Annotated in this window: 12 protein-coding genes; 4 read left to right on the top strand and 8 right to left on the bottom strand. The window is 43.3% G+C overall.

Annotated features, from left to right (window positions below):
* Positions 1–83 precede the first annotated feature (83 nt).
* On the bottom strand, positions 84–512 hold the full coding sequence (locus AC27EZ_RS02535; protein ID WP_487133793.1) for an organic hydroperoxide resistance protein: 429 nt from the start codon (positions 510–512) through the stop codon (positions 84–86).
* A gap of 119 nt (positions 513–631) precedes the next feature.
* On the opposite strand from AC27EZ_RS02535, the gene AC27EZ_RS02540 reads away from it, so the two are divergent.
* From AC27EZ_RS02540 to AC27EZ_RS02550, 3 genes are all read left to right on the top strand, one after another.
* Positions 632–1,069 carry a MarR family winged helix-turn-helix transcriptional regulator gene (locus tag AC27EZ_RS02540; protein ID WP_487133794.1) on the top strand — a complete coding sequence of 146 codons (438 nt, stop codon included), beginning with the start codon at positions 632–634 and terminating at the stop codon, positions 1,067–1,069.
* Between the two features lie 95 nt (positions 1,070–1,164).
* Positions 1,165–1,800 (top strand): PAQR family membrane homeostasis protein TrhA, encoded by a 636-nt coding sequence (gene trhA, locus AC27EZ_RS02545; protein ID WP_487133795.1) that lies wholly within the window; start codon positions 1,165–1,167, stop codon positions 1,798–1,800.
* Entirely contained in the window at positions 1,797–2,285 is a 489-nt protein-coding gene (locus AC27EZ_RS02550; protein ID WP_487133796.1) for a protein-tyrosine phosphatase family protein, read from the top strand. The genes trhA and AC27EZ_RS02550 overlap by 4 nt, the downstream gene beginning before the upstream one ends.
* On the opposite strand, the gene AC27EZ_RS02555 is transcribed toward AC27EZ_RS02550, so the two are convergent.
* The 7 genes from AC27EZ_RS02555 to AC27EZ_RS02585 form a co-directional block, all read right to left on the bottom strand.
* Complete coding sequence (locus AC27EZ_RS02555) at positions 2,282–4,615, bottom strand: PAS domain-containing hybrid sensor histidine kinase/response regulator (protein ID WP_487133797.1); 2,334 nt, start codon at positions 4,613–4,615, stop codon at positions 2,282–2,284. The two genes, AC27EZ_RS02550 and AC27EZ_RS02555, sit on opposite strands and share 4 nt — an antisense overlap.
* A gap of 261 nt (positions 4,616–4,876) precedes the next feature.
* Positions 4,877–5,785 (bottom strand): LysR substrate-binding domain-containing protein, encoded by a 909-nt coding sequence (locus tag AC27EZ_RS02560; protein WP_487133798.1) that lies wholly within the window; start codon positions 5,783–5,785, stop codon positions 4,877–4,879.
* A 211-nt stretch (positions 5,786–5,996) separates the two neighbouring features.
* Positions 5,997–7,268 carry an inorganic phosphate transporter gene (locus AC27EZ_RS02565; protein WP_487133799.1) on the bottom strand — a complete coding sequence of 424 codons (1,272 nt, stop codon included), beginning with the start codon at positions 7,266–7,268 and terminating at the stop codon, positions 5,997–5,999.
* Between the two features lie 283 nt (positions 7,269–7,551).
* Complete coding sequence (phoU, locus tag AC27EZ_RS02570; protein ID WP_487133800.1) at positions 7,552–8,268, bottom strand: phosphate signaling complex protein PhoU; 717 nt, start codon at positions 8,266–8,268, stop codon at positions 7,552–7,554.
* 28 nt (positions 8,269–8,296) lie between these two features.
* Positions 8,297–9,103, bottom strand: a complete 807-nt coding sequence (gene pstB, locus AC27EZ_RS02575; RefSeq protein ID WP_487133801.1) for a phosphate ABC transporter ATP-binding protein PstB — start codon at positions 9,101–9,103, stop codon at positions 8,297–8,299.
* Positions 9,104–9,111: 8 nt separating this feature from the next.
* Complete coding sequence (pstA, locus tag AC27EZ_RS02580) at positions 9,112–10,677, bottom strand: phosphate ABC transporter permease PstA (RefSeq protein ID WP_487133802.1); 1,566 nt, start codon at positions 10,675–10,677, stop codon at positions 9,112–9,114.
* Positions 10,677–12,866: an ABC transporter permease subunit gene (locus AC27EZ_RS02585; protein ID WP_487133803.1), complete on the bottom strand. Its 2,190-nt coding sequence runs from the start codon at positions 12,864–12,866 to the stop codon at positions 10,677–10,679. Before AC27EZ_RS02585 ends, pstA begins: the two co-directional genes overlap by 1 nt.
* Before the next feature lie 177 nt (positions 12,867–13,043).
* Between AC27EZ_RS02585 and AC27EZ_RS02590 the strand changes: the two genes are divergently transcribed.
* Positions 13,044–13,547 (top strand): glycine cleavage system transcriptional repressor, encoded by a 504-nt coding sequence (locus AC27EZ_RS02590; protein WP_487133804.1) that lies wholly within the window; start codon positions 13,044–13,046, stop codon positions 13,545–13,547.
* Positions 13,548–13,556: the final 9 nt, after the last annotated feature.

A 13,556-nucleotide genomic window follows, 5' to 3' on the forward strand; every position in this document is an offset into this window, starting at 1 on the left:
ATAAGGTGGCATGGCCAACGATTAAACCATGCCACCGCTTATCGCACGAATAAAAACAAGATATTTACTTTGTTACACGGCGGTTATTTAAGCGTTATAACTACCTCGATATTGCCGCGCGTAGCGTTAGAATACGGACACACTTGGTGAGCGGTTTCCACTAGTTTCTGTGCTTGCTGGCTATCCATGTCACCTAAATCGACTGTCAATTTAACCGCGATGGCAAAACCTACTTCAATAGGCCCAATAGACACCTCACCGGTCACGCTAATATTATCGCTTAACTTAATTTTCTGTGCGCCAGCTACATGTTTAAGGGCACCAATAAAGCATGCTGAGTACCCTGCTGCGAACATTTGTTCTGGGTTCGTCCCTTCCCCTCCAGCCCCGCCTAGCGCAGTCGGTGTAGATAGCGCTACGTTAAGTTTATCATCGCTAGATTTCACAGTACCTTCTCGACCACCTGTTGCCGTAGCAATACCGGTATAAACAACCTGTTGTAGCTTATGCATATAAATTCTCCTGAATGTCATTAATTATTTTGCATGCAAATTAAATTACCATTTAATCTGCTTGCTGATCAAGTAATTTGTATGCAAAATATATTTTATCTTTATAATTCGAGAAATATATGTCTGAACTCCTAAAATTAGAAAACCAACTTTGCCATAGGTTTTATACGCTCTCGAATGCATTCACACGCACGTACCGCCCTCTTTTACGCGCACTAGACATCACGTATCCTCAATACGTAACGCTTATGGCGTTATGGGAACAAAGTGGTATTACCATTGCTGAATTATTAGAAAGAACCATGATTGATGGGGGGGCAATGTCACTGATTTTAAAAAAGCTAGAAGCAAAAGGCTTTTTACATGTGGCTAAAGACGAGCATGACAAACGTGTAAAGCGCGTAATACTCAGCGAAAAGGGGAAATTGGCAAGAATAGAAGCAGAGGCCATTCCACAACAAATGCTCTGCAAGCTTGACGGTATGTCACACGCTGAAAGCAAACAGCTTGTTCATTTGCTTGATAAATTACATGGTTGTTTTTCATCTATTGAGTGACAAATATCACCACATTGTCATCACATTAGTGGTTTTTTTTGCTACACTGCGACGCATTGAGCGTACAAGTGTTCGCTAAAAATAGTGGAGATATTATGACAAGCATCCCAGCCAAAGCGTATTCTGTATTAGAAGAATGGCTTAACAGCGTAAGCCATGGGCTTGGCCTTATTGCTGCCATCATCGGCTTTGCTTTTATGCTGTATCGCGCAGAAGGCGCCGTAACAGTCAGTGCAGCCGCGATTTACGGCGTCACCCTCATTCTTATGTTTCTTAGTTCTACACTTTATCATGCTACATCTCACGAAAAAGCAAAGGGTTGGCTCAAGCTTTTTGACCATAGCGCAATATATTTGCTGATAGCAGGTACTTACACACCTTTTTTGTTGGTTTCTATCGGTGGTGTCCTCGGCACGATAATGACTGCCTTAGTTTGGAGCCTAGCAATCGGCGGGGTAGCATTTAAACTTATTGCACAACATCGTTACCCTAAAGTTTCAGTCATAACGTACTTACTGATGGGGTGGATTGCGCTTGGCATTATTTACCCTTTATATATGGCATTACCCAGTGCTGGGTTATGGTTGTTAGTTGCAGGTGGCTTGAGTTTTAGCATCGGTGTATGCTTTTATGTGGCGAAAAAGATAAAGTACACGCATGCTATATGGCATATCTTCGTCATTGGCGGGTGCGGTTGTCATTATTTCTCTATTTATTATTATGTAGTATGACTCAAAAAAATATAAACATTGCGTGGTTTTCATTGGGTGCTGGCAAAATTTGCCTTGGCAGCAAACCTAATAAAGAGACTTACTCAAGACTTAAAACCCTTGGGGTGAGTCATCTGGCTACCGTACAAACTACTGACGAACAATCGTCTGTAATTCGTGATCTTGCCTATGATGCAGGTCTGGAGTGGATTTGGGTGCCGTTTTTGCACCCTTCAGCTAAATCCCCTACCGAAGATGTCCATTTGCACCAATATCTTCACGAGCTATCTCAGATGCTCAATGAGGGTGCACGCGTCTACCTTCATTGTGATGGTTCTCAGCATCGCTGTAGTTTATTGTTCTATGCTTTGTGTCATTATCTTGGGGTGCCATCACATAGCGCCTATGGTGCGCTTCATAGCTTTGGCGCAAATGCCGCCAACAACCTCTCTCGCCGCGAACTAGCATGGGCGGCGACGCTTGGCCGCACCGCACCGAAGGTCTAACCCATCGTGAGCCAATGAGTTAACATCGCTCTAAGCGTTTCCTCGGTTACTGGCTTACTTAAATAATCGCTCATACCCGCTGCAACGCACTTTTCTTTATCGCCCACCATCGCATTTGCGGTAAGTGCGATTATCGGAATGTTTGCAAACTGCCTAAATTTTTCATTGGAACGTATCGTAAGCGTAGTCTCAAAGCCATCCATTATCGGCATTTGGCAATCCATGAGGATAAAATCAAAAGTTGTTTCGTCATGACTTAAGAGTGACGCTAGCGCTTCTTTACCATTTTCTGCCGTCTTACTTTTAATTCCCAACTGCGATAACAGTGAAGTTATCACGACTCTATTAATTTCATTGTCTTCCACTACCAATGCAGTGCGTGTACTCAATAGCTTGCTGTTAATATCTTTTATGGTTGGGATAACGGTGCTTTTCTGCTCTAGATCACCGGCCTGCTGTATAGGAATAGTAAAAACAAATTTTGAACCGCTTCCCAACTTACTCTTCACTTTAATCGTGCCGTGCATTAATTCAATGAGTTTTGCTGTAATTGAAAGTCCTAACCCTGTTCCTTGCGCTTTACGTGCGAAACTAGAATCTGCCTGCTCGAATGGCTTAAATAGGATATCTAATTGGTCCTCGGCAATCCCAACCCCCGTATCGGAAATTGAACATACGAATGAGGAATGCTCACTGTCAGGATTAGCAAGATGAATACGAACCGTAATAGAGCCGCTTTCGGTAAATTTTACCGCATTGCCCAATAAGTTATAGAGCACTTGCTTTAAACGCAGTGGGTCTCCTATCAGATTGCGATCGCTTACGTCCTTGCATTGGTAGTTAAACGTAACGCCTTTATCTTCAATTTGCTTAGCAAAATCTTTTATGAGGCTATCAGTCACCTCTACAAAGTTAAAAGACTGGTTTTGAATAGCGATCTTTCCAGCTTCAATTTTAGAAAAATCTAAAATATCAGAAATGATGCTAAGCAAATGCTCTGAACTACTCTTCATCATTTTTAAGTACTGACGTCGTTTAGCGTCATCTAACTCTTTGGTTTGAAGATCGGTTATCAATAAGTTAATGAGCCCCATAACGCCAGATATAGGGGTTCTTATCTCATGACTCATATTGGCGAGGAAGGCACTTTTTTGTTGATCAGCCGCTTTTGCTTTTTCCGCCATTTCTTGTGCGAGCAACGCATTTAATTGTGCTTGTTTAGACGTCGCCTGAAGGTCATTTTTAATTTTTTCTGATTCGGTAAGGTCAATGTTGACGCCCGTGGCTTTAATCGGCTTATTGTCCGCGTCAAAGATAAACGTCGCCAACCCTTGAACTACGCGAACATCACCGGAGTCTGTAACCACTCTAAACGTATTATCGAAATGCGTATGTGACGCCACCGCATGTGCAAATGCATGCTTTGCAGACGCTACATCTTCCGGGTGCAATGATGTTAACCAATCTTCAAATTTTCCTTCAAATGCCGCGCGCTGCTTTCCATAAATCTCAAATAATCGGTCGTCCCAAATGAGCTTATTTTCAACCAGATCGAATTCCCACACGCCAATTTTCGACACTTTTAGCGCTAATACCACACGTTGCTCTAAGCGCTGTCTTGTTAATTCATCTTCTTTTTGTTTCGTTAAATCTTTAAAGGTACCGAAATTTCGAACCACACGACCGTGTCGTATCTCTGAAAAACCCGTAGCATTTACAATCAGCTCTTTTCCCTTACTTGTAATGAAGCGTAAATCCTTTGAATATCCTTTACCCGAATGCTCTAGTTCTTTCAACGCATCTAACAATGTGGGGATGGATTCGGGATGATAGAAATTGATACCGTCTTCTAATTTAGGTTTAAATGACTGCGGATCCGTCTCGTGCACATGGTGAACGTTGTCTGACCAATAGAGATAACCCGTATCAAGGTCAATTTCCCAATATCCCGTATTTGTAACCTTTTCTAGGGCGGTTAATGCTGACTGAACACGCTTTTGTTCAGACACGTCTTCGCCCCAGAAATAAAGCTCATCAGCCTCGGCTTCAAAGACCAATTGCCATTGACACCACAAGTAGCTGCCATCGGCTTTTCGCCAGCGGTGGATGGGTAGTGATTCTGGATTATCACGCCAATGTGCTATCGAATACGCTAAGTCATCTTTATCTTCGTTGTGGAAAAAATCGAGTAATTGAGTCCCAATGAGAGCTTGAGGAGAGGCACCTGAAGTATTGGCAGTAAATGCATTGCATGCTTTTACGACGTACGTTTTATCTACGCGAACAAAAATATAATTCAACGACGCAAAGAAGTCAGCAACAGATATCATATAAAAGAGCACCTATCCACATCAAAATGGTCGCTTTCCAGGCTCACAGCAATATTTCCTGCAAAGATGGAGTCCCGATGACATTAAAAAATCAAAAAACATATATAGATTATGACTAATACGTGAACAGCACGATAATTGTCCACTCATGCCCTTAGTATAGATGCATAATTTCTTGATGTGATAAAAAGAAGAGCACGACAAAAAAGCGCAAGACCTTTTTGTCGTTAATACTATACGGCGTAGTATACGTGTAGCGACTTATTTAAGCGTAGGTATGGGAAGCAGTGGCGAAATAATTTCGCCGATTCGTCGGAATAACTGCATTCTTGTAGTGCCTGAACGCCACACTAGCCCAATCTCTCTGTAAGCCTTTTCTTCTGCCGCAAAGCTTTTAAGGCCGGTATGGTTTAATATCGACTGATTGAGCGCTAATTCGGGTAAAAAGGTATAGCCCAACTTGCTGTTTGCAAGCTGCACCAATGTATATAAGCTGCTTGCCGCTACACTGCTAATTTGGTCACTGTGTTGCAAATTGCACGCACTCACAGCATGCCCCGTCATACAATGTTCTTGCTGAAGAAGGAAAATACTTTTCTTTGGTAGTGAGGCAATATCGACGGGGTCTGGCAGCTGTTTTGCAACATCTTCGTGAGCAATTAAATGAAACGGGTCGTGCCCTAACACCATTTGTTTGCATCCAGGAGTCTCAATAGGCAGGGCAAGGATCAATAAATCTAAACGACCGTCTGTCAGTTGTTGAAGTAATTTTTCGGTCGTATCTTCTTGCAATTCGACGCTAATTTCAGGCAAGAAAGCGTTAAAAGCCCCTAACATTCCTTCAAACAAAAAAGGGGCTATGGTGGGAATTACGCCTAACTTTAACGTACCTCTTTGCCAATTTCCGGCGTTTTGTGCATATTCAACAAGTTCTCCAGCCTCTTGAAGCAGCACTTTACTGCGCTCTACAATATCCAAGCCTAGGGACGTGAAAACAAAGGTTTTGTGCTCTCGCTCTAATAACTGGCTTCCGAAGTGTTCTTCTAAGTTTTGAATAGCGGTACTAAGTGTCGATTGACTTACGTTGCAGCGTTGTGCTGCCCGATGGAAATGTTGCTCTTGATATAGGGTAACAAGATAATGTAAATGCTTAAGATTCGGCCACTTCATAACAACTTTTCCCTGATTAAAAATTACAATATTAATCTAACATAAAGATTACGACTTCCCAAAGAAATTCAAAAAATCTCTCGTTTACGCGACAATTTTATAAACCAAGCTGGAGGTCGTAAGATTATTGTTTGAATATGAAAAAGCGGTTATTCAACCTAATAAAAAACCGCAACGGTGTGCGGTTTTTCAGGCAATAAAACATTATCTTTTACGCTACGCCGAAGGCTGCTTTTAATATGTAGAAGAAAATTATAGAAAGAATAGCGCCTGCAGGCAGTGTGACTATCCACGACACAACAATGTTTCTGACTATCCCTAAATTCAATGCCGATACACCGCGTGCTAAGCCTACACCTAACACCGCACCAACGAGGGTTTGAGTAGTAGAAATTGGCAAACCTGTGCCAGATGCAATAACCACCGTACATGCAGCCGCAAGCTCTGCAGCAAAGCCACGACTTGGTGTTAAATGGGTAATACCTTGGCCAATAGTTTTAATAACACGATGACCAAAAATCGCTAAGCCCGCAACGATACCTAGACCACCTAATGGTAAAATCCATGGCGCAAGCTTAGCACTAGCATTAATTTCGCCGCCAGAGGTTACTACACTTACGACAGCGGCTAATGGACCAATAGCGTTCGCTACGTCGTTTGAGCCATGAGCAAACGCCATGCAACACGCCGTTACGACCATAAGTAACGCAAAGACTTTCTCTACGTTTGCGGTTTGCAAGTCGGCGTCTTCTGAACCACTAAAATGCATTCTGCTAATAAACCACTTACCAAACAAAGCTAATAGGATGGCGATGGCAATGGCCAACAGGTAACCATTCATTGCGCTGAGCTCTAGCCCAACGTGCTTAAGCCCCTTTTTAATGGTTACTAAAGACATCACAAAGCCCGCTAGTGCCATATAGAAAGGCACATAACGTTTTGCATTCAGAAAGGGAGAGTCAGTTTGGAAAATAAGCTTATGTGCACTCATAAAGATGAGATAAGCGATAATGCCAGAAATAGCGGGGGTGACTATCCAGCTTCCAACGATGCCACCTACTTTAGCCCATTCAACGGCGTCCATACTCACGCCTGTTGCAGTAAAGCCGATGATAGCGCCAATAATGGAGTGCGTCGTAGATACGGGCCATCCAAGGTAGGACGCTACCGCAAGCCATATACCAGCGGCAAGCAGGGAGGCTATCATTCCTAGCACTAAGTATTCTGGGATAGTGGCGAAATACCCTGTATCGATAATACCTTTGCGAATGGTTGAGGTCACCTCACCACCAGCAAGATACGCACCAGCAAACTCAAAAATCATGGCGATTACAATCGCCTGCTTTATCGTTAATGCTTTTGACCCTACTGACGTCCCCATTGCATTGGCAACATCATTAGCACCTATTCCCCACGCCATGATGAAACCAACACCGGCGGCAAGCATGATGAGAATTAGGCCATAACTTTCGAAAAATTCCACGGATAATCGCTCCTGATCTAAACGCGATTTAAGCTGGACATTGCTACACCGGGTAGCACCGACTGTTGCCCATTAGGACAAAAGTAAGAAATTGAGGACAAATTGTGTCTTATCATATACGTAGATTATTTTTTGCACGATCTGTTCTTGGCTGCGGCGCATAATAACGTAATCATCTGCGAAGCCATAGTGAAAATCACAGAAAAATAGCAAAACGCGGTGTAATTATTTTTATGCGCTGATAAAAACAGCAATTATTTCATAATTGTTACACTACATTAACTCAAATTAAGTCTTCTAGCTTCTGCTGTATCGTCTCAAGAGACTTGTGACGCACATCCGTGCCTCTTGTTAAATAGATGACATATTCACAAACGTTCTTACACCGGTCGCCTATTCGCTCAAGTGAACGCATAGCCCATAACACATCAAGCCAGTCTTGCATGCCACTTGGGCTTTTTTCCATTTCCGATGTGGTGTATGTCAGCAGCCGCTTATATTCACTGTCAATACGGTTATCTTGGTCATATACCACCAGCGCCGCAGACTCATCTTGTCGAGCAAAAGCATCGAACGTGCCGCGCATCATTTCTGCGACACGCTCACCTATTAATAGCATACTTGTCTTAATAGTATCCGACGCAGGCATTTTATTGCGCGTGACTAGTTTGGCGATGCGCTCAATTTCATCCCCCATACGCTCTATGTCAGTGATGGCTTTTGAGATTGTCATTATTAGGCGCAGATCACTGGCTGTGGGGTGACGTTTAGCGATAATACGCAAACACTCTTCATCAATTTGCACTTCCATTGAATTGATTTTCAAATCATTAAGCACGACTTTCTCAGCTAAACCTGCGTGATTAAGCTTTACCGCATTGAGGGTGTCAATAAGCTGTTGCTCTACTTCTCCGCCCATCGTAAGAACGGAATTCCTTAGGTTCTCTAACTCAATATTAAAGGTGCCAGAGATATGATTATTAAGTGCTACTTGGCGCATAATTTCACCTTTCTCATGTTTGTTCGCATCAGCCATACCGCCCTGTAATATAGTCTTCCGTTTGCTTTTTGTCAGGCATAGTGAAAAGCGTATCGCTATCCGCATATTCAACCAGTCGCCCTTGATGGAAAAATGCGGTGTAGTCAGACACCCTTGCAGCTTGCTGCATATTGTGCGTAACAATAACGATGGTGCATCGCTTTTTAAGCTTATCCATCAATTCTTCAATGAATAACGTGGTGAGGGGGTCTAATGCCGATGTAGGCTCATCGAGTAAAAGTATTTCAGGTTTGAGCGCCAACGCCCGGGCAATAACCAAGCGTTGTTGCTGACCGCCCGACAGGACATTTGCGGGTTCAAATAAACGGTCTTTAACTTCTTTCCAAAGCGCGGCTTCTTTCAAGGCACTCTCTACAGCATCATCAAGATGACGACGAACTTTTACACCTTGTAAACGCAGCCCGTAACATACGTTGTCGTAAATACTCATGGGAAAAGGGTTAGGTCGTTGAAATACCATCCCTACTTGCGTGCGCAATCTCGAAACATTCACGCGCTTACTATTGATGTTCTTACCGCCAATTAGTATTTCGCCTTTGTACCTACACCCGTCATTCAAATCATTTAGACGATTGAAGCTGCTAATTAACGTCGACTTTCCACACCCACTTTGACCGATAAGTGCGGTAATTTTATTTTTAGGTATGCGCATACTAATGTCATGCAATACATGCTTTGTTCCAAACCATAAGTTAAAGTCACGCACTTCTATCGCGGTATTCGCCTCATCAATGTCACGCACATCAAGCGTGTTGTGTTCAAACAACTTCAACATACCGCAACCTACCCTTCTAAATATTGCTTACGTAAGCGAGTTCTAAGAATGACAGCCAGAATATTCAAAACAAATACCACCATGAGTAATAGCAAACACGCAGCAAACATCATCGATGCACTTTTTGTGTCAGTTTGGCTGTGAAATGCGCCGTCGTATATCAACACACCTAAGTGCATAAACTGTCGGTCTAAGTGAAGATAAGGAAATTCACCGTCAATGGGCAGTGCTGGTGCAAATTTTACAGCCCCCACTAACATTAGGGGCGCCACTTCGCCCGCAGCCCTAGCAATGGCGAGAATAACACCGGTCATGATAGCGGGAGATGCGATAGGCAGTATGGTTTTTACCGTAGTTTCATATTTCGTCGCGCCAAGCGCGTAGCTTCCAGCTTTTAAGCCTTCCGGCACGCGGCGTAACCCTTCTTCTGTCGCCACAATAACGACTGGCAATGTCAGTATCGCCATCGTTAACGCAGCCCAGAACACCCCTGGGCTACCCATTGTTGGCGAAGGTAAGGAATCGCTAAAGAAAAGTGAATCGATATTACCGCCGACCGTATAAACAAAAAAACCTAACCCAAATACACCATAAACAATAGAGGGAACCCCCGCCATATTACTTACGCTTATTCGTATCACCGAGGTAAATGCATTGTTCGGTGCGTACTCACTCAAATATACCGCGGCTAGCACGCCAAAAGGAGTAACAATAATCGTCATAAGAAACACCATTAATACGGTGCCAAATAAAGCCGGAAAGACACCGCCTGACGTGTTCGCCTGTTTTGGGGTGTCAGTTAAAAACACAGTAATACCGCTTAATATAAACGTCGTTTTTTCAAAGAAGGTCAGTCGGCTAACATAGTGGACATCAAGAATATCTGACATATCAATAGCGTATTTTCCACCATCCAAAAAGCCAACGTTAAGTAAGTACTTACTGCGCTCATTTTCATTTGAAATCAATATTTGCTGCCATTTTTCAAATCGTCTTATCAACTTTTCTCTTGCAGGTGCTTCTTGTTCAACGTCACGCTCGTCCAAACGTGCCAATGCTTCATGAATTTGCGCTAAAGGCCCTGTTCGAATTTGGTTAATTTCCGCGCTAAGCTTTGCAACGTCTTGTGCGATAATGTCATATTGTGACGCATCTACTGAATGCTTATTAGGCGTTGATATATTCAATGGCGTTGCGAGCATCACACGCCCATCGGCAAACTTAATTTCAGCGCTGTCTTTTTCTAGCGCTTTACTGGAAATCGTTGATTTATCTAAGACTAGGTATGCGCCAAAGGGCTGCTCACTGTCTGCGTACTTAATTTGAACGGTGTTGTTAGCATCATTTTCAATATAAACCTGCCCTAAAACACGAGAGCCTTGTTCAGCACCTTCTTGCGAATACGTAATACTATAAATAGGTGACGGCCAAAAGTAAGCACCACCTCGCATCGTAATCAATACCAGAATGCTCACCATTGCAATAAGTAACAAGCCAGTGAAAAAAGCCGTAAGGCTAATTACAAACGACTGGCGTTGAACAGTGTTGAGTACTCTTCCTATTACATTGCTCATTAGTACGCCTTGTAACGAAGTCGCTGGCGCAGAAGTTCTGCCACCGTGTTAATAACGAAGGTAAAGGCAAACAGAATGCAGGCGGTAAGAAATAGGATTTGATAATGCGCTGATGATACGTCTGCTTCTGGTAGTTCAATGGCCAAGTTTGCGGTCAGCGCTCTAAGTCCTTCTATCAGCCCCCAGCTTGCGATAGGGGTATTACCGGTAACCATCAGTACAATCATGGTTTCGCCAAACGCACGGCCAAACCCAAGCATAATCGCAGCAACAACACCCGGCATCGCCACATGCAGCACAACATATCTGAGAGTTTGCAAGCGCGTGGCGCCAAGTGCAAACGAAGCGTGCTTTAAGTCATTGGGTACACCGTTAATCGCATCTTCAGCCAATGAATAAATACTGGGGGCAATGGCAACGCCTAATGCAATTGCAACAACAATGGTGGTTTTTCCAATAGGGCTATTTGATTCAGCCGCCAACAATGCATAACCGTCAGTGCCAAAAAGACCAAATAACATCTCGGGTATCCATTGGACACTTAAATACCCAAGTAACAAGACGCCACCAATGGCAAACCCTAATTCCGCGCCGTGACGAAGCCTTCGAGGCAATTTTTCTGCGAATGGGCGTTGTACCCAGGCTACGAGAATAAGAATAAATGGAATAACAATAAGGAAAAAGGCAAAAGAGAATAAAAATTGCTCTGCCTTGGGAGACAACCAGATAGCCGCGATAAAGCCAATCAGGACACTCGGAATAGCTTCTAACATTTCAACTGCCGGCTTTAGTAAATGACGCAATCGACGCTTGGCAAAATAGGCAGTATAAATTGCTGCGCCTATCGCCACAGGAATAGCAATAACCAACGCCAATAACGATGCTTTCATACTGCCGATAAGCAAGGGGGTTAAGCTAAACTTAGCCTCTTGAAAATCAGATGCGCTGGTGGTTTGCCAAACAAAATCAGATTCGTCGTATCCTTCGTAATGTTGAGGAGAAAAAAGCGACGCCCACGTGGTAATACCGCTTAAATCATTGACCTGCCAGACATAAACGTCGTTGACGTTATACCCATATAAGCGGTCACCGAACCATGCTACATTATCAAGGTCAACCTCAAGCGTATAGGTGGCAACGACGTTGCCAGATACGCGATTGATTAATAACAGTCGTTTTTGGTTCGTTAGTACGACGACTGCATTCGCGCTGGCATGTTCTCTAACGCTTAAAGCTTGCTCTTGTGTATTGAGCAAGACCTGATAAGTTGGCACAAAAACAAAACGACCGCCTTTTCGACTTAACACCCAGCGAGTAAGCGAATTATTCGCGTTATCCTGTATAAACAGTGTGCGATCTTTTTCAAGGCTGAACAAATAAGTGTGAAGTGGCACATTAGTATTGTTCGTATCTTCAGTTAGACGAAAAGGCGCATGCTTTTCAACACCAATACGATGAACAAAAATACCGTTAGATTTTCTGACGATAAGACTTCCACTGCCGGGTAGTGCTAGCGCATCGGAGACATCAGGCAATTCTAGGTCAACGATTTGCGTGGGTGAACGTCGATTAACCCATCGCGTGAAGAGTGAATTGTCGCTAAAGAGCGTAATCGCTACCCACTTTTCAGACAACGCCACATGCCAATCGGTTTTTGATTTCCAACGTTCGCTGGGCAAAGAAAATGACAAACTATTTAAATGAGGCAGTGGCGCGCTGCTAAAAGATGGTTTTGCAATGCTATTTGTATTGCCATTAAGAGAAGAAATAGTACGGACCGGCACGACCCTCACCTGACCACTGGCTGAAACATCTACAATGCTATTTTCACTCATTAACGACGTGGCGGCGAGTTCATGATCACAGGGTTTGTTATAAACGTGAGCTGAACTCAGTGTATTATCAACAACCTCCAAAAAATTTAACTTACACGTTGTATGCACAGAGATAATCGGCTGATCGGACAGTACATCCCCCGCACGCTCTACTTGATGCCCTGAGGGTAATGACCAATGTTTTTGAAGCTCGATCGTTGGCGTTACCATCAGAGGAAATGCCTGCGTGAGCAAGTGGGTAATAAGAATAATTAGTGTCAGCAATACAAGACCGCCAAATGCAGTCACAACGTAGCGTCCCCACTTATCTTTGCGAAGACGTTGTTTAATTGTAGTGTCTTGATTGGAAGTCATTATTATTAAATAAAATTTTCGGTACAAATTGCACTGGAGAGCAGTGTAAGTTTTGTTATGCTAATAGCAAGCGAAAGTTGTACGCGTTTCTCCCTAAAGTGGCATAAACTTAACCATGTTAGACGGGCGTCACGCGGACCGCAAAACATTTCTTCTATCAAGGAACAGGAGCTTCACATGCAATCACTCGTTATTACTATCATGGGTAAAGATAAGCCCGGATTAGTCGACGCTCTTGCAAAATGCATTTATAAACATCAAGGAAACTGGCAGGGTTCTAGTTTTGCACATATGGCAGGGCTATTCACCGGCTTTGTTGAAGTACATGTTGCAGAGAATCAACAGCGCGAACTCATCGAAGCACTAAACGATATAACCGACCTCTCTGTTCAGTCGGTGGTTGCAGCTTCTGAGCACACTTCGTTTGATACTACCCTTAGTGTAAATATTATGGGTAACGACAAGACGGGCATTGTTCAAGAACTCACTTCTGTACTTAATCAGTTTAATCTAAATATTCTTTCCTTTAATTCAACATGTGAAAGTGCGCCAAATTGGGGAAGTCTAATGTTTAAAGCCGATGTGGTGATTGCGGTACCGCAATCATTTGACGACGGTGCACTACAAGATGCATTAGAAGCTCTAGCAAACGACCTGGTGGTCGAGATAAAGGCTGAATAAGCTAACAGA

This window comes from Alteromonas sp. 4NH20-0056, from assembly GCF_057539655.1.

What these genes read in the sequence shown, in the direction of transcription:
- trhA (WP_487133795.1), top strand. Translation starts at nt 1,165, where the DNA reads ATGACAAGCATCCCAGCCAAAGCGTATTCTGTATTAGAAGAATGGCTT.
- AC27EZ_RS02590 (WP_487133804.1), top strand. Translation starts at nt 13,044, where the DNA reads ATGCAATCACTCGTTATTACTATCATGGGTAAAGATAAGCCCGGATTA.
- phoU (WP_487133800.1), bottom strand. Translation starts at nt 8,268, where the DNA reads ATGCGCCAAGTAGCACTTAATAATCATATCTCTGGCACCTTTAATATT.
- AC27EZ_RS02560 (WP_487133798.1), bottom strand. Translation starts at nt 5,785, where the DNA reads ATGAAGTGGCCGAATCTTAAGCATTTACATTATCTTGTTACCCTATAT.
- AC27EZ_RS02585 (WP_487133803.1), bottom strand. Translation starts at nt 12,866, where the DNA reads ATGACTTCCAATCAAGACACTACAATTAAACAACGTCTTCGCAAAGAT.
- AC27EZ_RS02540 (WP_487133794.1), top strand. Translation starts at nt 632, where the DNA reads ATGTCTGAACTCCTAAAATTAGAAAACCAACTTTGCCATAGGTTTTAT.
- pstA (WP_487133802.1), bottom strand. Translation starts at nt 10,677, where the DNA reads ATGAGCAATGTAATAGGAAGAGTACTCAACACTGTTCAACGCCAGTCG.
- AC27EZ_RS02550 (WP_487133796.1), top strand. Translation starts at nt 1,797, where the DNA reads ATGACTCAAAAAAATATAAACATTGCGTGGTTTTCATTGGGTGCTGGC.
- AC27EZ_RS02535 (WP_487133793.1), bottom strand. Translation starts at nt 512, where the DNA reads ATGCATAAGCTACAACAGGTTGTTTATACCGGTATTGCTACGGCAACA.
- AC27EZ_RS02555 (WP_487133797.1), bottom strand. Translation starts at nt 4,615, where the DNA reads ATGATATCTGTTGCTGACTTCTTTGCGTCGTTGAATTATATTTTTGTT.
- pstB (WP_487133801.1), bottom strand. Translation starts at nt 9,103, where the DNA reads ATGTTGAAGTTGTTTGAACACAACACGCTTGATGTGCGTGACATTGAT.